The following is a 22,537-nucleotide window of genomic DNA, read 5'->3' on the forward strand; positions in this document are numbered from 1 at the left end:
GCGGGGTGGGAGCCGGGGCCGGGGGACTCGGCTATGCCCCGCCCGCGCTCGGCGTGAAGCCATTGACCGTGCGCGACGAGGCACCACACGCGTCTCCTGTCACAGCCGCCCCGGGCCCTCGCCCTCCCGCAGGAGCCATTCCCTGACCGAGGGAGCACGGTCGAGCAGTCGGCTCACCCGCATGCCCTCCTCGCGCGAGGTCACCCGCGGCAGCGGAGTGAAGTCGCCGGGAAGCACGTCGAGCAGGCTCATCACGCGGTCTCCCGTGCGCAGAGTGATCAGCAGCTCGCACCGCAGCTGACGTGGCACGTCGGGGCGGTGGGACAGGCTGTTCCACAAGGCCGGCCACAGGTAGTGGAGGCCGTCGGGCGCCGTGTTCGACCGCACCCACGCCGGGTCCAAACGCTGGTTCAGGCCGAGATCACACGCGCGCTCCTCCAGTCCGAGCAGCGCGGCCGAACCGATGACCTTCACCTCGCGAGGCAGGGGCTGATCCGTGTGCATCGCCCCATGCTGCCCGATGGCACGGACGACGTGGGGAGATGTCCGGGGCGGTGGCCGGGCGCGATGGTCGCGCGCCCGTACACCCGCGGTACGTCGAGGGGACGCTGTCGAGGTCACCCAGCCGAGCGGCGCGCCGTCTCACGCGGAACGGCACGTGCCCGGCGTTGCCGGGTGAGGGGGCCGCGTGAGATCGGGAGCCGACGAGGGTGCGGCCGAGGCGACCGGACACCGTCGCCTCATGGCCAGCTCGGCGCTGTCGAGAGCCGGCGGCTAACCGAGCAGAGTGCCCAGCGGCGACAACGAGTTGCCCGACAGGGGCACCTGGTCGAGGGCCGGCACGCTCTGCGACGTCGTCGCCGGCGCGGCCGAGAGGTCGTCCGCCGCGGCGGGCCGCGGCGCCGGTGCCCGACCGTCACCGGGGCCGTCGGCCGCGGCCACCCCGGCAGAGACGAGGGCGACAGCACCGGCCAACAGCACGCTGCCGACAATCCTGGACTTCATGAGTTCACCTTCCGCGTATCCGACGTGTGTACGGCGTGCCTAACGAAACGCGGACCCGTGAGATGCGCCCCAGGCCAGGCCGGCCCCGGGGCGGGGGCGCGTCGCCAGGCCAACTCGCGCAGGTCGCGTGGTGGTTCAGCGGGCCTTGTACGGGTTTAGGGGCTGTCGTAGGCGGGTGAGAGCCTGTACCCGTGCTGATAGAGGGATACGAAGACGCTCCTGTTGCCGCCGGCGAGGGGCTGCTGGAACTGCCGGGATTCTGGGCGGCCTATTTGATGTGGCTGAGCCAGACGGAGGACTATGACCCTGTTCCGGAATGGTTCGGTGTCGACGGGGCGGATGCCGACGCCGCGTGCGAGGCCCTGTGCGACGAGGCCCGGTGGCCTGTCTTCCGCATCCCGTTCGCGGGTGGACACACCGCGGTCGTCCTCGGACGCAACTTTCCCGACGATCCGGAGACGGAATACCTCATCACCCACTCCGAGTGGGGGCGGCACGGCCACCTGGCCACCGTCAGCGGGCACCAGGCCGGCCCGGGACTGCCTTGGCGCGAACTGCACCACATAGCCCGCACGCCGGACTTCAACGTCCCAGGGGTCCATACCGAGTACGCACGCCTGCTGCTCCTGCTGCCGGCTCTCGGCGACCAGGACCTTCCGGGGGACGCCGCGGCCGTGTTCAGCGGAGCACTCGTTCGGGCAGACGTCCCCGCGGCTCTGGCGCCTTCTCTCGCGGAAGCACTCCTCACGGACCACCCACTCTGGGATCCCGCTGAATGGGCGCTGCCCACTGCCTCCCCGCTCTCGGGCGGGCAGGAGCCCTTTCGCGGGATCCTGCGCTGCGACGGCTACCTGAGTCCGCGGTGCGGGACGCGTCTTGCCCAGGGCATCACGCGGGAGCAGAGCGACCGGCTCGCCCACGCACTCGGCACCTGGCCCGCCTGAAACGGCCGGGCGCCACGCGGGCGGAGGGCGGGTTCTCGTACGCGCCGGTCTTCCGCGAACCCGTCAGCTCCACGCGCCAGGACGTCATCGCCCTCTGGGTCCGCTGGTGACGGAATCGGCCGGCCCTGGGGACCCCGCGGCCGGCCTCGGGACTCCGCGGCCGGCCGCTCCGCGTCCCCGGGACCCCGCGGCGGGCCGCTCCGCGGCGACGTATCCCGACGGCAGGGGCCCAGGCCCCGGATCGGAGGGACTGTCAGGGATGGCCGCGGTACCGGTGTCGGCGCGCCCGGCGGCGTCGGCCGGGTTCAGCTCCAGCCTCCGTGGCGAGGTTCCACGTACTCGCCGAACGGCGGGTCGTACTCCTGTCCGTCATCGTCGGTCACGACGTAGTCCGGTTCGGTCTTCGAGGCGGCCGCGTGCAAACGGACGACGAGGTCGGCGACGGGCACGGTGCGCAGCGACAGGGCTGCGGCCACCTGGGCAGCTTCGTTGTCGATGTCCGGGTTGTGCTTGTCACGGTACCGCTCGAGGCGTTGCGCGGAGATCTGCATGACCTCCACATCGCCACCGCCCGAGAACGTCAGGCAGTCCCGCCACTCCAGCCCGGTGATGATCTCCAGCGCCTCCGCGAGGTCATCGGCGAGCAGGCCGCCTTCCCCTTCGGAGCTCGCGAACACCACCGGTCGGCGTCCGTTCTGTTCAGCGCACAGGAAGTACGCACCACCGGCGGATTCCCCGGCGATCACCTCCCACGGCGCACCGGAGGCAAGCCGAAGACCCTCGCCGTAGTACTTCCGGTGGATGTCGAAGCCGAACGACGACCGCAGCAGCAGATCGATCTCCGGCGTGGTCGCGATCAGGTCCAGCAAACGTGCACTTGAGGTCATGGCGCGGACGATATCGACTGTCGCCGACACGCCGGCACCACGGTTGGCGGCGTGCCGTGGCCCTCCCCGGTGCTAATCTCCCGGGGCTACTGCTCGATCCAACCGGGACAACCGAAGGCTCTCCGCCCGAAACCCACCCACGGGAACGCGGAGCCACCATGACCAGTAACGACGTCCCCCCGCCCCTGGCCCGTCCACTGGCCGACTTCCGCCTCCGGACGCCGCGGTGAGCGCGCCCGTCCGGCGATCGGATGACATCGTCGAGCAGCTGCGGTCCGCGCTCGGAGCGGGCGTGCACCCGCCGGGCACCATGGCGTACGGGAACGCGCTGGCGAAGGTCTTCTTTCCCGAGGCCGCTCGCCGACGACCGAAGTGCGTGGTCGTGCCCCGGACGGTCGACGACGTCGCCGGCGTCATGAGGGCCGCGACAGCGGCGGGAGCGCGAGTCACGGTGCGCGGCGGCGGTCTGAGCTCGAACTGCGTCGCCGACGACGCCGTCATGCTGGACCTCTCGGAGTTCCTGCACGCCGCCCGCCCGGACGGGGACCGAGTGGTCGCCGGCGGTGGGGCGACCATGGCCACCATGCTCGAGGTTCTCGCCCCGGCGGGTGGTGCCGTACCCATAGGCGTCGTCGGCCACGCCGGCCTGGGGATGGCCACCCGAGGAGGCATCGGCCATCTGACGAGGTCCCTGGGGCTCACCGTCGACCATCTCGCCGGCGTCGAACTCGTGCTCCCGTCGGGCGACGTCGTCCACCTCTCGGAACGGAGCTCGGGCGAGGAGGGTGACCTGTGGTGGGCGGTGCGGGGGGCGGCGCCGTCCGTCGGGGTCGTCACCTCGGCGGTGTTCCGGACCCACGAGATCGGCTCGGTACGGGTCGACCGGGCGGTGGTGGGCCTCGATGCGCTCGCCACCTACTTCCGGGTCGCTCCCGAGCTGCCCCGGGGCATCACGATGAGTGCGGTCCTCGGCTACACCGCCCTCTCGCCGGACGAGCCGGTCCTGTTCCTCTACACCGCCTGCTCGAGCCGGCACGAAAGCGCGATCCGGCTGGCCAGGTCAGCGACCTCCCGCGTCGCCGCCGGCTCGGCCTCGCCGCCGCTCCACCGCTCGGAGACGTCAGGCCCGTATCCGGCCGGGCTGCCCGAGTTCGCGATCCCCGGTGCCGACGGCGTCGAGCCCGACCCGGTCGAGCTGCCCCGGCCGGGCGAAGGCCCGCGTGGTTCGTTCTTCGGCAAGGCGGCCTTCACCGGTCCCACTCTCGACGCCGTCGTGGCCGAAACCCTCGCGGAACGGATCCGCACCGCCCCCACGAAGGCCTGCCGCATCGATTTCCAGCACACCGGCGGGGCTCTGGCCGACGTCGACGACACCGCCACCGCGTTCTGGGGCAGGACCAGCGAATGGAGCATCCCGGTGAACGCGATCTGGGACGACGCCGCCGCCGACGAGACCTGCAGGACGTGGGCCCGCGAGACCGCGCAGGCGGTGGCCGCCCATACCGTCGGCGTCTACAACGTCGAACTGCGACCCGGCCTCCCCGAGACCGCGACCGAGACGCAGGCGGCCTACGGCAGCAACCTGGCCCGCCTCCGGACACTGCAGCACCGGTACGACGCCATGGCAGTGCTCGCACCACTGCACGGGTGACGCCGGGGACCGGGACCCGGATCAAGGCGCTGTGCTTCGGCTGCGCGGCACCCCGGTCGGCCCCTGACTGGGCCGCCGGCGAGCGCTACGCGACCAAGTGGCACCACCCCGTGGTCCACGGCCGGTCCCGGCACCTGCCCTTGGAGAATCGGGGGAAGGCGGACCCGCCATGACGTCTTCCGCAGGGACCCTCGGGAATGTCAGTGGTGGCTGGGATCCTGCACCACATGGATCAGGAGACCTTCTGGACACTCATGGACGGGTTGAGCCGTCACCCAGGTGACCACTCCGCGCAGTTGGAGTGGTTGCGCGGGGAGTTGCAGCGCCGGCCGATCGCGGAGGTCGTGGAGTTCCAGGCACACCTGGAGGTCGCATGCGCCGCCGTGGCCACGGATGTCCTGTGGCGGGCGGTGAACCGGATCGAAAGCGGCATGTGCTCCGACGACGGCTTCGACTACTTCGCCCTCTGGCTGGTGGCGCAGGGAAGAGGGACGTACGAGGCCGTGCTCGCCGATCCGGACGCGCTCGCCGACATATCCGAGGTGCGGGCCGTCGCCGGCCGGCACCCACGGGAATGGTGTGACCACGAGTGGCCGGAAAGAGAGGAGCTCGACTACGTCGCGCAGGAGGCCTTCGATGAGCTGACCGGCCAGGAGGACGACTGCGGGGACGCGTTCTACGACGCCCTCCACGCCGTCCAGGAGGCGTGGGCAGCGCGTGGAACGGGAGACGGGGGCGGGAAGGCCTCGGCGAGAAGTGGGATATCTCGGCTCCCCGACGGGACGTGCACCCCACGGCTCGATGCCCTCTTTCCGGCGAAGGGACACGGCTGAGGAGTCGTCTCGTGGGGATCGTGGCCGACTTTCTCGGTCGTGCCCCTCACTCGCGTAGGCGTCCGCCCGTGGCGCCTCGGGTTTCGGCCCGGATCATCAAGGGCCAGCAGTCTTCTGCCGCTGTCCGAGAGCCACTGTCGGAGCCGCAGGAGGGGACCTTCACGAGCTCTGCTGGAGTCGCTCGGCAGCCTGAGCAGGTGTGTCGTAGTAGCCAGGCCGTGCCAGCAGGACCGAGGTGAAGTAGTGCCCCTGCTCTTCCTCCGGCTCGTCGTCGGCCGCGAACGGACGCCAGAAGCTCAGCAGCAGGTCCGGGGCGATGAATGACGCACCGTCGTCAGGATCTTCCTGGACCGCGGTGAACTCACCGATGCGCCGGACCACCTCGCGCGCCGGAAGAGCGAACACGTCCACACCTCGGAACAACACTCGGTCCGCCCGGGAGGACGGTCGTCCCAGCTCGATGGCGAGCAGCGAGTCGCGCATGCAGTGGATGCTGATCATCAGCCCGCTGGGACGGAAGACGTGCTGCCCCGGCCGATCAGACTCCGAGATCGCAGAGGGATCGCGGAGCGAGTCCAGCATCGTGTCGGCCGCGTGCCGGGTCATACCGATCCGCAACGGGCCGACGCCGGCCGGCGGGGCGAGGTCGAAGTCCATGCGGGCATGATCCCAAACGGATCTGCACGCGAGTCACGAAGGGCCGTCCTGGCCCGGCACGTCACAGAGCGTGGGAGCTCCACAGAAGTCGGACCGGAACGGGGTCGCGGTTTCTGACACAGCTTCCGTGCGGGAGTGACCGAGCGTTGCGAGTCACCGAGGCATACCCTTCGGCGACCAGGGCTCGATTCGATCCGACCACGCCAGGTGGTGCTGATCCACAAAACGAGGGGAGTCGGCATGCCCGACAGGTCGCAGCCGAAGGACGCTCTCCACCGTCTGCGTGCCGAGCTGGCTGCCGAGCAGTCGACGACGGCCGAAGGGACGACCCGGAGTGCATGGCTCGCTTTCGTGCGTTTCGGGCGCATGCGCTTCCACGCAGCGCCCCAAGCCGACTCCGACGGCCTGCTCTTTCAGTACGGCACGCACCTTATCAGCGGGCGGCCGATGTTCACCGTGGACCTCACGAGGCAGCTCAACGTCAGTGACGACGGCGAGCACGACCGCTACGTGCAAGTTCGCTGCGAACTCCGCTACAAGCCGGCACTGGACCTGGACGCTTGGGGAAGTTTCCACTCCTGGTTCTTCTACGACACCGACGCGGACCTCGACGGGTGGTTCGCTGTCATGGAGGAGCGTCTCGGGCCGCTTCTTGATCGCAAGCCCGCCGGGATCGACTTGTTCGAGGAGCCGGTATAGCCGTTCCAACGGTGGAAGGCAGCACGGCTCCGTCGCGCCAGCAGGACCCGCTGTCGCAGGACCACCTCGTCGCTCTGGTCCGTGCCGGGGCCCGCTTCGAACGCGGCCAACTCGGCGCACGCCCGAGACCCTCACGGCGTGAGCGGCCTCAGCCGATCCGCGGAAGCCGGGAGGATCTCAGGCCCTCGTGCGCCGTACGTGCAGGTGGCCATCGCGGGGGAAGGAGGGCGGCGCCGCGGGCAGGACGCTGTCGAAGTCGTACCGGCTCTTCTGCGCAACCCGGCACGACGCCAGGTTGTCCACCTGGTGCAGGAGTTCGAGACGCTCCAGCCCGTCGGCCTCGAAGGTGTCGAAGGCCCAGCGGGTGAGTGCTTCCAGAGCGCGGGGGGCCACTCCCCGCCCGCGAGCGTGCGCCGCGGTCCAGTAGCCCACCTCGGCCGCCGGTTTGCCGGAGATGACTTCCTTGAGGACCACGTTGCCCACCAACTGTTTGCGAACCGAACCGGGTTGTGCCTCAAGGACGGCGAAGCCGAAACGGCCCCACGCTGCCCAGCCCCGCTGCTGGGCCTGCACCCACCGCGCCCCGTCAGCATCGTTGTCCACGACAGTGCTCGCCCACTGGCGCAATGCGGGATCCCGGCTCACCTCGACCAACGCGGGAACGTCCTCCATGCGCCAGGGGCGAAGAACGAGAGCGGGAGAGGCCGGCGTCGCGGCCACCTCAAGTACGACGGGGGTATTCACCAACTGAGCATATGCGGCGGCGTTTCCATCCGACGCCAGCCGCGTCCGGCCCATGCCGCCTTGCGACCACCCCGTCATTGCCGTGTCCGGACGCGCAGAGCCTGGACGGACCAGTCGAACACCGGCGCCAGACTCTCCGGGGCCGGCCAGCCGTTGACCACTGCGAGCAGCTGGAGGTATCGCTCCCTGCGGGGGTCGTTCACGCTCTCCAGCCGAGTCGCCAGCCGGCGGCGAAGCTCGACGTCGTCGGGGCGGCCGAGGAGGTGCGCGTAGTGCGCCGTGAACGCCGCGACGATCGGATCGGCCTGGGGCGAGGCCGGGTCGATGCCGGCGGTCAGGGCCGGGCCGGCCTGGTCACGGACGACTGCGGCGATGTCGCGGCGCGGGACCATCGTGTCGCTGCCGGCCTGCTCGGCTGCCTGGTCCTCGGCCATCCGCCGCACGACGGCGCGGAAATCCGGGTCCAGGGTCATTTCGGCCAACTCCACCCATGCCTGGACCTGTTCCGCCTCCGGGTTGGCGGGCAACTCGGGGGTCATCGAGCGCATGGCCCCCGCGAATGCGGGGGCGGCGTCGAGACCGCCGAAAACGACGTCGAGGAAATCGCCGATCAGACGTCGGCGTTCGTCCTCGGAGAGCTGGGCCAACCGGTGCATGAGTTCCGTCTCCTCAGGTGTGGACCCGCGCTCGGCCACCGCCGTCAGCACCGCACGCCGCAAACGCAGGACGCGGATCTGCACTGCCAGTGCTTCGGCGTGCGCCGCGGCGACCTCGGGAAGCGAGAGCTCGCGGTCCACGACCTTGCGGATCGTGGGAAGGTCCAGTCCCAGCTCGCGCAGGGTCCGCACGAGGTCCAGGCGTGCGACGGCGTCGATGTTGTAGAGGCGGTAGCCGGCCGGGCTGCGGTCCGTCGGCGCCACGATTCCGCGATCGGAGTAGAACCGAATGGTCTTGACCGTGAGACCGGTCCGCCGAGCGAGCTCGCCGATCGAGTAGAGCGTGTCGCCGTCCATGCCCCCACCTTTGCGTCTCCCCCTACTGGAGACTCAAGCCCCAATGCCTGCCAGCAGCCAACCACTCCTCCCCACAAGTCTTGGCCATTCCTCGTCGTCCTCCTGCCGGACGGCATCCAGACACTGCGGGAGCTGCTCGCCCTGGCCGGCGGTGAGCATGGTTGCGAAGGACCGGACATGCCGGGTCAGAGCGTCGAGTCCGGGGCGCTGGATGTCGACCGTGCCCGCGCCGGCTCCAAGCACCGTCCGACTGTCGACCGGCATGGAACCCCGCTCGCCGTCAGAACTTTTTCCGAGACGATCAGTTAGGCCCGAGGAGGTGGCCCACGTGTCGTCCGACTCTGGCCCGTGCTGTGGCGTGGCGATGCCAGGTGAATCAGTTGTCAGCCGGCTTGAGGTCGATCACGACGATCTTCTCCGTCTGGTAGCGGTCGAGATCTGTGTCGTGCCACGACTCGCCTCTGCGGATCTGGTGGAACCTGAACGTCGCGCTGCTTTCGTTGGCGCCGATGATGCAGCGCACCGGTTCCGGGGCGTCCAGCCCGTTGACGAGCTGACGGAACTCCATGGCGAAGGCGATCCCGTGAAGGAGCAGGATTCGCTGATCGTGCTCTGAAATCTGCGGGACGTCGTCGACGGTTCGAGCGTCGACGGGGACGTAGTCCTCCAGGTGGAAAGAGCTGTCAGCGCACTCCCAATCGGTGAGGTCTCGGGCGACCGAGGGAGCGCTGTTGGCGTAGCCCGTGGACCTCGTCCAGCTGAGTACCTCTCCTCGGCGAGTGATCCCCTCCGACAGCCTGACGCGCAGCCGAGGGGCAAGGCCGTCCGGAGGAGCGAGGGTGGGCCTGCCGGCGGGGAATCCGAGTGTCTCGGCTGCGGCGTCGTTCATCATCAGCGACAGCATGGGGCCCATGATCTCAGCCAACGGCTGAACGCAGGCAATAAGGGTCCCGCGGTCTCGTCCACCCGTGCGCTACTGAACTTGAACTCGTGATGTCGGTCGACTCGTGGTGGCGGCGTCAGGGTCCGAGACGTCGGCTGTTACCGGCTCGGGTTCAGGACGACGGCTGTAGCCAGCGTCGCGCCGCCGGAGAGGTTCACCTCGACGTCATCGCTCCAAGAACAGACCTCCGGCCATGAGAGGTAGCCGCCTTGCGCGAAGACCAAGACCTCACCAGGGCACTCGCCGGTTTCGGTGAACAGCTGCACGTCGGCAGCCACGACGGTGCCGGGGCCCGTTGGCGCGGGCTCCAACGCGTCGGCGTCAAGGTCGAAGTAGGCAGTGCCGCACCCACACTTGCAGCGGGATTGCACCCTGAGTTGGGGCACCTGCCGTCGGAGGGCGACGTGAATCGGCTCGTCCGGGTTCAGGACGAGGCCAAGCACGTCGGCTACATCCTCGGGCAGACTTTCAGGCATGCCGCCACCGTAGCTGACCAGCAGCTTCGGGCTTCGACCGATTTCGGGTCCGTCGACCCGACGCTCACAGGGCCAGGTCGGTGCCGCCGGCCAGCTGTCAGGCGAACGGCACCGACATCACTCAATCGAGTTCAGGAGCGGGCGAGGGTCCAGTTCGTGAGGCGGTCCACGATGTCGAGAACCGACCTGCGTGCCCCGGCGGAGATGAACGCGAAGACGACGAACGAGGGGATGAGCGCCACGATCACGACCAACGCGGGCAGCAGACGGACCACGATGGTGCAGAAGTCCAGCAGGGCGCGGAGGGTCCGGGTCTGAGACAGGAGGTCGATCAAACGGTCCAGCAAGGTGTACTCCTCGGATACGCGAGCGGGGTCACCTGGTGTCCGACTGAGGGCATACGTCTCCCTCGGACGGTGCCCTGTCAGGGCAACCAAGCTAATGAAGAACCCCGCTGGCCCGCGTTTCACGAGTCAGCGGCAGGTTCGAAACCTGCTGCGCATCCCTGTCTCCCTGCATATCGACCTACGGCGCCGGACAACAGTCCGGCGGGCAGCTGAATTTACTGACCGCCACCCTGTCATTCAAGGGCGAATTTTAGTCACTGTCTAGAAACACTCGAAGCTATTGCCTGAGCTTGAATGCGTGATGCCGGCCAGTCGTCCGTGATCAGGCCGGTGCTGGTCAGGCAGCCGTCGACCAGGTCCGGACGCTACTGGATCTGCTTGAGCCTGCGCTTGACGGCGCGAGTGATCTGGCCGAGGTCGGCTGCGGCGAGGGTGCCGATGTCGCGTTTGACCAGTGACCAGATGCCCTCTTGCGGGTTCAAGTCCGGTGCGAGTGTCCGCGTGGTCGGCGATGAATCGGCGCATCGCCTCGACCAGGTGCATGCGCAGGTTGTCCCAGACCAGCACGATCGGGCCGCCGAGCTGGATGTGCGCTCTGACCAGCAGGTCGCACAGGTCGCGCCAGCCGACGCCCTTTGGCTCGCCCTTGCGGCCCCGGTACTCGCGGACCGAGTGGAGCGTCCGGGACCGCTTCCCCGGCTTGTAGCAGGTCAGCCCGGCTATGGACACCCGGCCCGAGCCCCGGCCGCGGACCTGGACCACTGGCGTGGCCGACCAGCGGTGGACAAGCGTGTCACGGCCTGCAGCCGGACCCGCTCCCTCGCGGCCCTTCCGATGTCGGTCAACCCGCCGCCCTGCGCGTATCTCACACTTCAGGGCTACCGGAACGGACCGACCACCATCAGGCGAACGGTCCGACATCACCCAATCAAGTTCAGTAGCGAGCGGGGTCCGATGATGGGGCTCGAACGGACGTCAGGGCTGGGCAGCAGTCGCCCACAACTGTCGCGGGATCAGCCGCTCAACGCTCCCATACGACCTGCCGAGCCTCCGCCTTGCTTGAACGGTCAGTCAGTCCGCTGGCTGCCGCGGTTGCCGCCCACGTTCTCGACGAAGTGGGCCATGCCCCTCGCGCCCTTCGGCGGCAGTCGCTGAAGAGAGCCTCCACACACCCAGCAAGCCCCAGCCGATGGCGCCTGCCCCCTCTCGCGTTGCGTCTATCTGGGTCACTTCCGGATGGCGACCGAGGGAGAGGCGCGTGGTGGGGGTAGGTCGTTTCGCGCAAGCCGACCTTGGGATCCATTGAGGAGAACAGCTGTGTACGCAGTTATCCGGCGATACGAAGGGGTGACCGACTCTGCCGAGGCGGGGCGCCGGGTGGACGAGGGTTTCGTTCCTCTCCTCCGCCAGGTCCCCGGCTTCGTGGCCTACTACTGGATTGACGCCGGTGATGGAGTGATGGTCTCCACCAGCGTCTTCGAGGACCAGGCAGGGGCCGAGGAGTCGGTCGAGAGGGCGGCGGGATTCGTACGGGACAATCTCGCGTCGCTGCTCCCCAACCGCCCTCAGATCACGGCCGGGGAAGTGCTGGCTGCCGGCTAGCGACCAGGGGGAGTGGCACCGGGCCCGACCGTCGTCGGACTTCGGGCGCGGCGTCCGGGAGCTGCGCTCCCGCGACGCGCGGTCGGGCCCAGTCGAGCACCGAGAATCTGCCGTCGGTCCGAGATGCCCTTGGCGAGGGTGACGATCAAGGCCTGCTCAACGGCGGTCTCGGTGCATGTCACGCCGGCTGGGCTGGGTGCCGGTTGGCCGGCCTCGGCTGTACGTGATCCTGTTCGCGATGGTGGCCACAGCAGCGGCGCTCGAAGCGCCTGCCCTGACGGCAAGCGCCGAGTGAGCCGTTCGTCGCTCTGTGAACTCGCGTGATTACTTAGGGCTAGAATCGCGAGTGTGGCCGCAGTGGCGCGGCCGACCTAGGCAGGGGGCCTTCACATGGCGATCATCGTTACCTTCGACCTTCCTGGCGCCGGGCAGGAGCTTTATGACACGGTCATCGAGCGAGTGACTGATGGTCAGGGCTTCACGCGATTCTCGGATCTGCCGAACACCGGCCTCATCTCTCACGCGGCGGGGCCGGTTGACGGTGGGTTTCGCGTGACCGAGGTCTGGGAGAGCGTGGAGGCCTTGGAGACCCATGCAATGACCTTCGGTCCGATCCTCGCCGACCTCGGTCATGCTGATCTGCAGCCCTCGATCATTCCGGCACACAACGTCGTCGTCCGGTAGGGGCAGGACGGGTCGGTGCCTGCACTTCGCCGCTCGCCCCGGACTCCGTACGTCCGGGGCGTCATGCTGTCGCCGTGGGTTTGCCAGAAGTGCGATCAATCGTCCGATGGCCGAGCCGCTACCAGCCGTTCCGGCCTTCTTCAGACGTCATCTCAATTGGTGAGGTGCCGCCGGATGAACGGTGCCGTTCCCAGGACGAGTGCGGCGAAGACGGTCAGTCGTTGAAGGCCGGGCTGAGCGGCGAGGCTGCTGTGCTGGATGCCGTAGACCGCGTACCAGTTGGCGGCGAGGTCGGTGGCCGTGACGGCGCAGGCGAGGTCGGTTCCTCGGCGTTTACCCCTGATCAGGAACACGGCGGCGAGCGTGTCGAACAGCGCCAGCGACGACCAGTAGAGGTTGAGCCAGCCCGGTGCCCAGCCGTAGGGGTGCAGACCGTGGCTGAGGAGGTCGGTGACGTGCGCGGAAGCGCCGACGAAGAGCAGGACGGCTGCGATGACGCAGACCGATAGGACCGCCCAGCGCGGGGTGTGGTGCATCCATCCGATCACGCTGTGGATCGTCCCACCTGAGGGCGCTGCCCGTCAGGCCGGCAGCCCGCGGTAGCGACATCAAGGGGATCTTCGACCCCTGCCTTCGCTTGGCTCCACCAGTCCGAACGACGTCGCGTCCGATACGAGCAGCCCCCACCGCATCAAGGTCTGCTCGAACTCGCCTGCAGCATCATCTGCTTCCGACGGCTCCGGCACGCAGTCGCTCCCCAGCAGTAAACTCCTGGCGCATGACCCACCCCCCACACGGCACGCCCGCCACACGTTGCCGCGAGCCCCTCCCTGAGCCCAAGACCGGGGACAGGGACGACAGCCTGCTGATCGAGAGGCTGCGGGCTCGCGCGTGGGACCCGGGCCGGCGCTTCGACGCAGCGGACGGAACCGGACACAGGGTGTGCCGGCGTCGTGGCTCCACCTCGCGTACGGCGGCTGCACGATGAAGTGGCACCTCTCGTTGACCAAGGCCGACAACCCGGTGCTCCTCTACGACGCTGACGGTTGGGACCCCACATGGGGCGAAGAGCCGCATGACGGCCTGCCACATGCGTCGTCATCACTGCGACGTTGGCTCTGGATCTGGGCTGATGGCGGCGACGTATGGAGCGAGGTCCTCAACCGCCGCTCCGGCCATGAGTGACGTCTTGCCGTACACCCGTCGCGCCGTGATCACGGGGCTCGGTGCCCAGGTCGCCCAGCGGCTCCTTTTGCACGCTGCTTTCCGGCTCGGCCGCACGCGTCCACACCCGTGTCAACCACGCTCGTGATCACTAGACCTAGGCCGCCGTGTATCGAAAGTGGATCTTGGACTGTGAATGATCACGGTTCATGGGTCGGGGAGATCTCACGGACGAGCAGTGGGCAGTGCTGGCGCCGTTGTTGCCGAAGGGGAGGAAGCCGGGCGGCCGCCCATCTGGTCCCGGCGGCAGTTGATCGACGGCATACGGTTCCGGGTCCGGACCGGTGTCCCATGGCGGGATGTGCCCGTCGAGTACGGGCCATGGGGCCGGGTCTACGACCTGTTCCGCCGGTGGCAACGCAACGGCACCTGGCACCGGATCCTTACCCGCCTGCAATCCCTGGCCGACGCGAAAGGCGCGATCGTGTGGGACCTGAGCGTCGACTCCACGGTGTGCCGCGCCCACCAACACGCGGCCGGGGGCCGCAAGCAGGGCGACCTGCAGAAAGAACCACCGGGCGGCGTGTTCACCGAGCCGGGTGATCACGGGCTGGGACGTTCGCGCGGTGGGTTCACCACCAAGCTCCACTTGGCCGTCGAGCAGCGCCAAAAGCCCATGTCGATCGTGATCACAGCCGGGCAGCGCGGGGACTCGCCGCAATTCGAACCTGTGCTGGAGAAGGTCCGCGTGCCCCGCCTCGGGCCGGGTCGGCCACGCGTCCGCCCCAACCGTGTCCGCGCGGACAAGGCGTACGCCTCCCGCAGGAACCGTGCCGATCTGCGCCGACGCGGAATCCGCTGCACCATCCCGGACAAGGCCGACCAGGCCCGCAACCGCCAGAAGCTCGGCTCCCGCGGCGGCCGGCCTCCGTACTTCGACCCGGCCGACTACCGCGAGCGCCACGCGGTCGAGTGCGGATCAACCGCCTCAAGAGACACCGAGCGGTCGCCACGCGATATGACAAGCTCGCGGTCCGCTACGAGGTAAGCGTCCTCGTCGCAGCCATCAACGAATGGCTGTGACCAGGGCCTTCAAGACTCATAAGAGCCGCCCTGGAAATTCATACTCCTGCGCACGCGCGGACGGTCACCGCGCCCGTGTGCGGCATCGGAGCGGTCGGCAGGCGCCATCCGTTCGGCCAGCGCCCGCAGCGTCTCCAGGCCGGCCAGCACTTCCCCGCGATTGTCCGACACCTTCATCCAAGCCGGCAGCCGAGCGAACATCGACATCGTCGGCCGCGCGCCGCCACGCTCCCGCAATCGCGCCCCGACGTAGGCGGACAGTTCGTCAACGTGCTCCTCGTTGTAGGCCCACAAGATGTGACCGGCGCAACGGGTCTGCAGCCACAGAGGCCGCTGGAAGAACGGATCCTCGCTACCGCCCAGCACCGCGCCGACCAGACCAGCCCCCTGCGTCTCAGGTTTCCAGTCGGCGACGGCACCGCACCCTCCACAAGCCAGACGACGCGGCTGGAACAGGAGCTCGCTGAAGTATCTGGGCTCGGAAAAGCCAGGTCGGGGGATCACGAGAGCACGGCCCCCGCATCGCGGACAGACCACAAGCATCCGACCCGCGAACCGAGCCAACCAGCCCCCTGAGTCATAGTGACGAGCAAGATCAGTGCGCGGCTCGGAACCCATGACGGACACCATCGCAGGTCCGCGCTACAAGCAGCTACAGGAATCTCGAACATGCCCCACAGGCCGCTACCCGCCACTTTCGATACACGGCCTAGTACCCGGCGGAACGCAGGATCCAGGCCTGGTTCGCGAAGCCGTGGCATGACCAGATCTGCAGCCAAGCCCCCAGCTGTGGGGCGCCGAGGGACGGGTTGTGGACGTCGAGGCACTTGTTGCTCTGGAGGGAGCGGATCTCCCACTGGTTGTCGCCGCGGCGCCACAGGTACCACTTCTGGTTGATGTTTCCGGTGCAACGGTATTGTTGGACCCTCGTGCCGTTCTGTGTGGCAGCCCAGGTCACGTCCAGACACTTGCCGCTGTGCTTCGCGACGATCTCGAACCGGTTCCGATAGACACTGCCATCGGTGGTGCGGGCCGCTCTGAACCAGAACTTCTGGTTGTCCCCGAGGTGCTTTCCCCACACACCCAGCTTTATCTCGTCGGCGGTGCTCGCTGCGTACACGTCCACGACGAGCGGATGCCTGGGGTCGGTGTACCCACTCGTGATCGTGTACACGTCGCTGCTCCAGTTGAAGGGGTGCAGGACTATCCGGGTGTCGGGGTCGCGGCTGGCAGTTCCTGCCCACCCGTAGGCCACGAGCTTGTTCTGCTCCCGCGCCCGACGCCACGATGCCTGCGAAACACAGAGGTTGTCGCCGGGAACGGCGTTGCGGCGAACGAAGCCGTTCAGGCATGCACCTGTGGTGCCATTCGTGCGTTCTCTGGCATTGATTTCGTCGACGTAGCCCAAATACTTCTCCGCGAGGGGGATGCAGACGAGGTCCCAGTCAGTGGTTCGGCGCCACGTGTACCCTTCCCGGCATTGGTTGGGGCCTGCGGCACCTTGGTCGGCACCTCGGCGGCGGCTGTCCCGCCCACGATCAATGAGCTTGCCAGGACGGCAGCCGCGATCGCCCCCACCTCAACGGGGGAACGGCGTGCGGCGCGCCCACGTGTCCGTTTCCGCGCCTGCCCGGCGCGCTCCCACAGGTGGAACATGAGGACCTCACCTGCTCGCGGGACAAGGGGGGCCCGCGTTGGTGATGTGCTGGGACGGCGCCTGTGTCTACCGCTGTGCGGCGCCCACCCATCGTGCCTGCGTAGGGCGAGGCTTCCGCGTTGACGGGATACCGCCATTTTCGCATCGCCCACGGTAGGGCGCCACGTTGGTCGATCTGCCCCCGCCGGCCCGCCTGCCCCGCCGGGCACCGATCTGGCGAGGTCTCCGGCCGGCTGTGGTGGGCGGTCGATCCAGGGGACGATGCGCACCGGATCGATTCCCAGTCCACCGCGTCGATGCCGTTCACCACGGCATCACCCGGCGCGAGGACGCGGCCAACCGACCGGGCCCCAAAGACACCAAGAACCCTGGCGGGCTCGCCGGGCCGCCGCGTCCTCGCCCCCGCGACAGGCCTGACCCCACGCCCGCGCGGGCCGTCGGACGCTCGTGTCCGTGCTACTGCATGATCGTCCGTGGCAGGTGGGACGGGGTGGTGACGCAGTTGTACATCTGAAGGGTGTAGCCGCGACCGATGGTCACGAGCGTAGGGCCGTGCGCGTTCCTGTACAGGTTGTGGCCCGCGTCGTCGGCGTCCTCGACGGGACGCCAGCTGCCACTCGCGCCGTCCCACTCGCTGCTGTCGACGGTGAGCAGCGCCTCGACGGGCCCACCGCATTCGGCGCAGTGCAGCTCGTCGGAGTCTGCCGGGTCACGGAACGTGAAGGGAGCCGGCCAGCCACCGAGCTTCCAGCCGGGCGCGACGGACAGATCCGACCGGTAGTCCACCGAGAGCGCTTCCTCCCCTTCGAGCAACTGGCTCTGCTGCTCCTCGTCGAGGGCATGGAACGGGGGAAACTCACGGACTTCCTCCGGGTGCAGCACACATGGCGCCGGCACGTGTTCGCTCTGCTCGACGTACGCCGGCTCGGGCGGCTCCACCAGGATCTCTTGCACGTCCGAGGACAGACGCCATCGAAGTTGCACGGCTTCGGAGCATCCTTCGATCTCCTCCGACGGTGCCCACAGGACCTGAAGCAGGTCCGTCCCGTCGGGGAACGGGAGCCCGGGAACGTCCCGGGCGTAGAACTGGGCGACCGGAATCAGGGGGAGTGGTCCTTCGGGCATCGACTCCGGTGCGTGCCCGGTGTTGATCCGGTTGATGACCTGCTGCTCCTGTTCGGTGAGCAGGTTCTCGCGGGGCGCGCGGGGCCGTGCCCATGCGTGCGTGAGGACGCGCCGCTCCGTACGTATGTCAGCGAGAGTGGTCAGCGGCCCGCAAGGCCGGTATGCGGGCGTGTACTCCGGCCACGGCTCCTCCGCCGGCCACAACAGCGGCCCGCCCACCGAGCTGTCGTGAACCGTGGGCGTGCCCGCACGGGGGTGCAGGCGGGTGGCGGTCCTGGCCAGGCCCGCCAGAACCGGAATCTCCGCAGCCACGTTCAGTGGTCGCGGTGGCGTCGTACGTGTCACGTCTTCCCCTCAGCAGGATCGATGGCCGTATCCAAGCACGTGGCACTGACACGTCGATCACCCGAGCTCGTCGCCTGCGGCCTGTCCTCGCGTGCGCCGCACGAGAACACCGGTTCAGAGCGCACCCGTGACGTGTCCGGGCCGCGCAGTGAGCGTGCGGGAGACGGCCGGGCCGTGCCGGGGCATCGTCCGGCCGTCTCCGCTGGATCTCTCGGCCGGCCCTATCGGTTCGGGTTCCGGAAGAGGCCGAGGGTCTTCGTGAGGGTTTTCAGCGGTGAGGCGTCCTGCTTGGGCACCGCCGGTGTCGGCGTTGCGGGCGCGCTGTTGCCGCTGGTCGCCTCGGCGAGCGCGGCGTGTGCCGACTCGGCCGCCTCCCGGTACAGGTCGCAGGATGCCGTCATGGCCTCCAGCGCCTTGGCGTACCTGGTGACCATGGCCCGTGCGTGGACCAGCTCCTCATCGGGGGTCAGCAGGTGCCAGCCTTGGCGCAGCCGTGTCAGGACCTGCTCGGCGTCCGCCGGCAGCGGCTGGGGCAGTGAGGCGAACTCCACGATCTTTGCGATGAGTTCGGCCGGTTCCGTGCCGTCCAGGAAGACATCGCGCACCGTGAAGCGCTCCGCGTCGTAGCCAGGGGCCTGCGGGGTCGCGGGCAGGATGACGGCGCCGCCGCGCGGCAGCCCCACACCCACCTCACGCTTCATCGCGAAATCGGCGATGAGCGCCTGGTCCGGTGTGGCCCGGTGCTCGACCACCCGGTGCCGCAGGCTCAGAGGGAGGAACGACGTGATCGGGCGCCGCCCCAGCGCGTCCGGCGTCATCGCCTCGTGCACCACGACATGGATGTACCAGCTGTGCCGGGTGCAGTCCCGTAGCAGACGCCGCATCTCGTCGTCGTCCTTGGGCAGGTGGTTCGCCGTCCGTAGACGCAGGCCCGGCACCTTCTCGTGGTCCCAGGCGACGTGGTCGCTGTCGGGCCAGAACATGGTGGCGGGGGAGGGCCAGTCCGCCTGCCATGCCCGTTCCGCCTCGGCGGCCAGCACCCAGGTGACGCCCTCGGTCTCGGTGCGGCGGGACTCGGTTTCGTACGTGGTCAGTTGTGCGCGCACGGTGATGCCGTCGTTGACGCGCCAACGGGCTTCGAAGACGCGGCGGGCCAAGGGGCCGGGGTCGGCGGCCTCGTCCCGGGGGAAGAGGTCGGTGGAGCGGGCTGCTTCGACGGGGTCGAGGTCCAGGAAGTCGTCGATCACCCCGGCCGCTTTGAGGGCGATCAGGTTGCGCCGGACGTCGCGCTCGGCCTCGGGCCCGAGATGGCGCCCGCGCCCGAGCCACACGGTGTCGGGGGCAGTGGTCGATGAAGAGCTGTTCTTGGCCATGGAACCGTCCAGTGGGTGATCGGGGCCTGACCAGTATGGTCCGCGGCCCGGGCCGCTCGGTCCACCAGGCCACAGTCCGGACCGGCCGACCAGATGTTCCGCTTCCGTGCCGCCTTCGTGGGCCGTTGCCCCGTTGCCCCGTTGCCCCGTCGCCGCGCGTTCCTGTCGCCCGGTTGCCCGCGCCCCGTGGCCGCGCGTCCCTGTCGCCCCGTGGCCGCATTGCGCGACCGCGGTGATCCCGGAAGGGGATTTCGCGCGGCGCGTCGATCAGCCGCCGGTAAACGTCGTGGTCGTCCGCCTCCCAGCCCCAGATGTCGCTGACCTACGCAGAGTGGACAACCTTGCAGCTGCCGGCGCTGACCATCGGTATGGCCTGGCGCCGGCGCCACACCGCCGACGAGGCGCACCAGTGGCTGCGTGGCACCGTACGCCAGGTACTCGGCGGGCCTCAGACCGAGAGCAGGTCCACCACGAAGACGAGGGTCGAGCCCGCCGGGATCAACGGCGAGGGCGACTGCTTGCCGTAGCCGAGACGCGGGGGAACGATGATCTCGCGCCGACCGCCGACCTTCATCCCCCTCACCCCCCGGTCCCAGCCCTTGATGACCCTGCCCCCACCGAGGGCGAACTTGAACGGCTGGCCCCGGTCCCAGGAGGCGTCGAACTCCCTCCCGGACTCGAAGGTGACCCCGACATAGTGGACCCTCACCACCATGCCCGGCTTCGCCTCGGCGCCGTCGCCGACGACGAGGTCCCGGATCGTCAGTTCGGTGGGGGGATCACCCTCCGGGACATGGACCTCGGGCTTCGTCAGTTCACTCATCGCAGCCTCGTCACTCTCCGCCGGAAGCCCTCGCACGGACCAGCCGGACACATGGACCCTCCATGCAGCAGGTGATCACGCTACCGAGGATGCCGATCTCGGAGACATCGGTTCCGGCGGAGCACGGCGGTTCCAGCGGAGTACGGCGGTTCCGGCGGAGCACGGCGGTTCCAGTGGAGTACGGCGGTTCCGGCGGATCACGGCGGTTCCAGCGGAGCGCGGCGCTCGGCCGCGGTGTCCGCTCATGGGGGTGTGTCCGCGCACAGACCCGCGTTGCGACAGGGCGCGGAGGCGGGCGCGTGCCCGAGCGGGACGCCATTGCCGCGCAGGACCTTCCGCACGTCGAGGATGAGGGGGAAGACTTCCTGGTTCCAGTCGGCGCCCTGCTCGTCCCATGCCCGTTGCTCGGCTTCGACGGCCATCCTGTCCTGGGCGAAGACGCGCTCGGTGAAGCGTCGGATCAACGGCCAGGCAAGGTGGAGGGCGCCCGGAACGGAGGGTTTGGCGATCATGAGGAGCCCGAAGACGTGGCTGACGCGCTGCTCGGCGTCTTGCGGCACGTAGGCGGCCCAGAGGGAGAACGCGGCCGTGCTCGACGACTCGGGGACGGTCCGGAGGGTCTGATAGGGGTACTCGGTGCGGATGGTGACGACGTCGGGGGTCGAGGCGCCGCCCATGCCTTCGGCGGACAGCAGGCCCGCTCCTCGGTCCTTCCTGCCGCCCGAGGGGACGAAGAGGTACCTGGCCTCCACGGAGCGCGGGCCCGTGTCGTACCCGAGGAGCTCGGGGTGGATCCGGCCCAGAACGCCCCTGTGCAGGAACTGGTGGTTCATGTCGAGCAGGTTCTCGTGCAGGAAGGAGTAGTGGCAGCGCACGGTACGGGAGAACATCATCGTCCGGTGCCGGGGGGAGTCCGCTTCGGGGAGCGCGGGCAGGGGGGTGATGTCCGCCCTTCCCAGGTCGCCGGGGAAGACGAAGATCAGCCCGTAGCGTTCGCGGACGGGGTAGGAGCGCACCCCGCGGGGCGGCCGGTCGGCCCCCTTGGGCAGATAGGGGATCTGTGAGATGCGCCCGTTCCCGCGGTAGGCCCACGCGTGGTAGCAGCAGCGGAGGGCCTCGCCGTCCACCACCCCCAGGCTCAGCGGCACCTGGCGGTGGGCGCAGCGGTCCTCGAGGGCGTACGCGGTGCCGCTGTCGCCGCGGTAGAGCGCGATGCGCCGGCCCGCGAAGGCGGCGGGGCGGACCTTGTTCCGGCGCAGGTCCGCGGACCGGGCGACGGGGTACCAGAAGTCCGGATCGATCCCGACGCGCCGCAGATCGACCTCGTGCGTCTCGTGGGCGTCGACCCGCGGACCGGATCCGCTCCTCGCGCCGGCGGCGTGCGTCTCCTCGGCCATCCGCATCCCTCTCGCCAGGACGTTCCCTTTCCGGGCATACCTGAACAAGCCGAACACGTTCCGCGTGGCGGCGCGATTCGTCGGTCGGCCGACCGGTCACCGGCGTGTCACCCGGGCGGCCCCGTGGGCCGACGCCCCCGTCACCCGGACGGCCCCATGGGCCGACGGCAACGCGGCCGCAGCCGCAGCCGCAGCGCAGCGCAGCGCACCGCAGGGCGGGGCGGGGCAGGCCAGCGCAGGGGAGCGCAGCGCAGGGGCCAGCCGTCGCACACCAGACGGCCTCCCTGCTCGGGAGCCGGGTACGGACGACCTCCCCAGCTCATTCCGGGTCCGCACCGGGCGGCGATCCGTGCCGGGCGGGGCGTGCGCCGTCGCGCGCCCCATCGTGCCGCTGTGCGCGGGCGGCAGCGGACGGTTGAGCCCCCGGTCCGGACGCGCCCCGGCGCCGATCCCGTAGTCGATCGCGTCAACTTGCGGCTGGTTCCAGTCGGAAACCGGGCTCTCCGTCAAGTGTTACGCGGGTGACATCACGTGCGCGTATTACTGTTCATTGACCTCGACTTGAAGTTGCTTTGGTGAACTCCGGTGACGGTGTGACACGGGGGAGAGGAGTGCTCATGACGTCCACCGGGCAGGCCGCCGCGGCACCCCGAGCCGCCCCCGTGCGCACCCTCCTTCTCACCTTCGTGCTCACCCTCCTCCTCGCCGTGACCTGCGGCAGTGGGAACCCCTCGGCGGCGGGGCCACGAGCAGCCGCCCCGCCGCCCCGCGTCCTGGCCGCCCTCCCCACCCCGTACGAGACCGCCCCCTCGAACGACGGCGAACTCGCCGCAGCCCCGAGCCGCGCCGCCGCCCGCCACCAAGGGCAGCGCCGCACCACGCCGCGTCGCAGCACCCCGTGCCACGCGGGACTCGCCGAACTCCCGCCCGTACCGGCCCTACTGGAGCCGCGGACGGCCTCCGACAGCGGAACCCGCGCGAGACGGCACCACCCGTACGGCCCCGACGCCGCACGACCGCACGCCCTCGAACCCTCCGCAACCCAGGTGTTTCGCTGCTGACAGGCAGGACCCACGCGAAGCCGT

The 22,537-nt window shown here is 69.2% G+C and carries 23 protein-coding genes and 3 pseudogenes; 9 read left to right on the top strand and 17 right to left on the bottom strand.

Annotated elements, in window-relative coordinates:
• Window positions 1-99: 99 nt before the first annotated feature.
• Window positions 100-504 carry a hypothetical protein gene (locus AB0M16_RS20025; protein ID WP_365344619.1) on the bottom strand — a complete coding sequence of 135 codons (405 nt, stop codon included), beginning with the start codon at window positions 502-504 and terminating at the stop codon, window positions 100-102.
• 270 nt (window positions 505-774) lie between these two features.
• Complete coding sequence (locus AB0M16_RS20030; RefSeq protein WP_365344622.1) at window positions 775-1,005, bottom strand: hypothetical protein; 231 nt, start codon at window positions 1,003-1,005, stop codon at window positions 775-777.
• Between the two features lie 191 nt (window positions 1,006-1,196).
• Here AB0M16_RS20030 and AB0M16_RS20035 point away from each other — a divergent pair, with 191 nt between their 5' ends.
• The gene (locus tag AB0M16_RS20035; RefSeq protein WP_365344625.1) at window positions 1,197-1,949 is read left to right on the top strand and encodes a hypothetical protein; all 753 of its coding nucleotides are present in this window, start codon (window positions 1,197-1,199) and stop codon (window positions 1,947-1,949) included.
• A gap of 305 nt (window positions 1,950-2,254) precedes the next feature.
• Here the strand turns inward: AB0M16_RS20035 and AB0M16_RS20040 are convergent, their stop codons facing one another.
• Entirely contained in the window at window positions 2,255-2,836 is a 582-nt protein-coding gene (locus AB0M16_RS20040; protein ID WP_365344627.1) for a hypothetical protein, read from the bottom strand.
• A gap of 226 nt (window positions 2,837-3,062) precedes the next feature.
• Here AB0M16_RS20040 and AB0M16_RS20045 point away from each other — a divergent pair, with 226 nt between their 5' ends.
• Window positions 3,063-4,487, top strand: coding sequence for an FAD-dependent oxidoreductase (locus tag AB0M16_RS20045; protein WP_365344629.1), 1,425 nt, complete (start codon window positions 3,063-3,065; stop codon window positions 4,485-4,487).
• Between the two features lie 227 nt (window positions 4,488-4,714).
• A complete protein-coding gene (locus AB0M16_RS20050) occupies window positions 4,715-5,320 on the top strand; it encodes a DUF4240 domain-containing protein (RefSeq protein WP_365344631.1) in 606 nt (201 codons plus the stop codon).
• A gap of 159 nt (window positions 5,321-5,479) precedes the next feature.
• Here AB0M16_RS20050 and AB0M16_RS20055 read toward each other — a convergent pair whose 3' ends face one another.
• Entirely contained in the window at window positions 5,480-5,977 is a 498-nt protein-coding gene (locus AB0M16_RS20055) for a hypothetical protein (protein WP_365344633.1), read from the bottom strand.
• Window positions 5,978-6,217: 240 nt separating this feature from the next.
• Between AB0M16_RS20055 and AB0M16_RS20060 the strand changes: the two genes are divergently transcribed.
• Entirely contained in the window at window positions 6,218-6,676 is a 459-nt protein-coding gene (locus AB0M16_RS20060) for a hypothetical protein (protein WP_365344635.1), read from the top strand.
• 177 nt (window positions 6,677-6,853) lie between these two features.
• On the opposite strand, the gene AB0M16_RS20065 is transcribed toward AB0M16_RS20060, so the two are convergent.
• From AB0M16_RS20065 to AB0M16_RS20085, 5 genes are all read right to left on the bottom strand, one after another.
• Window positions 6,854-7,420 carry a GNAT family N-acetyltransferase gene (locus tag AB0M16_RS20065; RefSeq protein ID WP_365344637.1) on the bottom strand — a complete coding sequence of 189 codons (567 nt, stop codon included), beginning with the start codon at window positions 7,418-7,420 and terminating at the stop codon, window positions 6,854-6,856.
• Window positions 7,421-7,494: 74 nt separating this feature from the next.
• Entirely contained in the window at window positions 7,495-8,433 is a 939-nt protein-coding gene (locus tag AB0M16_RS20070) for a MerR family transcriptional regulator (RefSeq protein WP_365344639.1), read from the bottom strand.
• A 376-nt stretch (window positions 8,434-8,809) separates the two neighbouring features.
• Window positions 8,810-9,337 carry a hypothetical protein gene (locus tag AB0M16_RS20075; RefSeq protein ID WP_365344641.1) on the bottom strand — a complete coding sequence of 176 codons (528 nt, stop codon included), beginning with the start codon at window positions 9,335-9,337 and terminating at the stop codon, window positions 8,810-8,812.
• A 137-nt stretch (window positions 9,338-9,474) separates the two neighbouring features.
• Window positions 9,475-9,852, bottom strand: coding sequence for a hypothetical protein (locus AB0M16_RS20080; protein WP_365344643.1), 378 nt, complete (start codon window positions 9,850-9,852; stop codon window positions 9,475-9,477).
• Between the two features lie 131 nt (window positions 9,853-9,983).
• A complete protein-coding gene (locus tag AB0M16_RS20085) occupies window positions 9,984-10,199 on the bottom strand; it encodes a hypothetical protein (protein ID WP_365344645.1) in 216 nt (71 codons plus the stop codon).
• A 1,347-nt stretch (window positions 10,200-11,546) separates the two neighbouring features.
• On the opposite strand from AB0M16_RS20085, the gene AB0M16_RS20090 reads away from it, so the two are divergent.
• Window positions 11,547-11,801 carry a hypothetical protein gene (locus tag AB0M16_RS20090; RefSeq protein WP_365344647.1) on the top strand — a complete coding sequence of 85 codons (255 nt, stop codon included), beginning with the start codon at window positions 11,547-11,549 and terminating at the stop codon, window positions 11,799-11,801.
• A 390-nt stretch (window positions 11,802-12,191) separates the two neighbouring features.
• Window positions 12,192-12,485 carry a hypothetical protein gene (locus AB0M16_RS20095; RefSeq protein WP_365344649.1) on the top strand — a complete coding sequence of 98 codons (294 nt, stop codon included), beginning with the start codon at window positions 12,192-12,194 and terminating at the stop codon, window positions 12,483-12,485.
• 152 nt (window positions 12,486-12,637) lie between these two features.
• On the opposite strand, the gene AB0M16_RS20100 is transcribed toward AB0M16_RS20095, so the two are convergent.
• Entirely contained in the window at window positions 12,638-13,033 is a 396-nt protein-coding gene (locus AB0M16_RS20100; protein WP_365344651.1) for a hypothetical protein, read from the bottom strand.
• Window positions 13,034-13,858: 825 nt separating this feature from the next.
• On the opposite strand from AB0M16_RS20100, the pseudogene AB0M16_RS20105 reads away from it, so the two are divergent.
• Window positions 13,859-14,732 (top strand): annotated as a pseudogene (locus tag AB0M16_RS20105) (IS5 family transposase).
• A 9-nt stretch (window positions 14,733-14,741) separates the two neighbouring features.
• On the opposite strand, the gene AB0M16_RS20110 reads toward AB0M16_RS20105, so the two are convergent.
• The 5 genes and pseudogenes from AB0M16_RS20110 to AB0M16_RS20130 form a co-directional block, all read right to left on the bottom strand.
• Window positions 14,742-15,098, bottom strand: coding sequence for a hypothetical protein (locus AB0M16_RS20110; protein WP_365344653.1), 357 nt, complete (start codon window positions 15,096-15,098; stop codon window positions 14,742-14,744).
• A gap of 343 nt (window positions 15,099-15,441) precedes the next feature.
• On the bottom strand, window positions 15,442-15,987 hold the full coding sequence (locus AB0M16_RS20115) for an RICIN domain-containing protein (RefSeq protein WP_365344655.1): 546 nt from the start codon (window positions 15,985-15,987) through the stop codon (window positions 15,442-15,444).
• Window positions 15,988-16,845: 858 nt separating this feature from the next.
• Complete coding sequence (locus AB0M16_RS20120; protein ID WP_365344657.1) at window positions 16,846-17,859, bottom strand: hypothetical protein; 1,014 nt, start codon at window positions 17,857-17,859, stop codon at window positions 16,846-16,848.
• Window positions 17,860-18,080: 221 nt separating this feature from the next.
• A complete protein-coding gene (locus AB0M16_RS20125) occupies window positions 18,081-19,232 on the bottom strand; it encodes a hypothetical protein (protein WP_365344659.1) in 1,152 nt (383 codons plus the stop codon).
• A 235-nt stretch (window positions 19,233-19,467) separates the two neighbouring features.
• Window positions 19,468-19,566 (bottom strand): annotated as a pseudogene (locus AB0M16_RS20130) (darcynin family protein); the annotation flags it as partial.
• A 7-nt stretch (window positions 19,567-19,573) separates the two neighbouring features.
• Between AB0M16_RS20130 and AB0M16_RS20135 the strand changes: the two are divergent.
• A pseudogene (locus AB0M16_RS20135) lies at window positions 19,574-19,759 on the top strand (LysR family transcriptional regulator); the annotation flags it as partial.
• Here AB0M16_RS20135 and AB0M16_RS20140 read toward each other — a convergent pair.
• Window positions 19,681-20,055: an FKBP-type peptidyl-prolyl cis-trans isomerase gene (locus AB0M16_RS20140; RefSeq protein ID WP_365344661.1), complete on the bottom strand. Its 375-nt coding sequence runs from the start codon at window positions 20,053-20,055 to the stop codon at window positions 19,681-19,683. The pseudogene AB0M16_RS20135 and the gene AB0M16_RS20140 sit on opposite strands and share 79 nt — an antisense overlap.
• Window positions 20,056-20,297: 242 nt before the next feature.
• Window positions 20,298-21,452: an aromatic ring-hydroxylating dioxygenase subunit alpha gene (locus tag AB0M16_RS20145; RefSeq protein WP_365344663.1), complete on the bottom strand. Its 1,155-nt coding sequence runs from the start codon at window positions 21,450-21,452 to the stop codon at window positions 20,298-20,300.
• 617 nt (window positions 21,453-22,069) lie between these two features.
• Here AB0M16_RS20145 and AB0M16_RS20150 point away from each other — a divergent pair.
• Window positions 22,070-22,513 (top strand): hypothetical protein, encoded by a 444-nt coding sequence (locus AB0M16_RS20150; protein ID WP_365344665.1) that lies wholly within the window; start codon window positions 22,070-22,072, stop codon window positions 22,511-22,513.
• The last annotated feature ends 24 nt before the right edge of the window (window positions 22,514-22,537 follow it).

The sequence above is a fragment of the Streptomyces sp. NPDC051921 genome (assembly GCF_040680975.1).
Classification (GTDB): Bacteria; Actinomycetota; Actinomycetes; order Streptomycetales; family Streptomycetaceae; genus Streptomyces.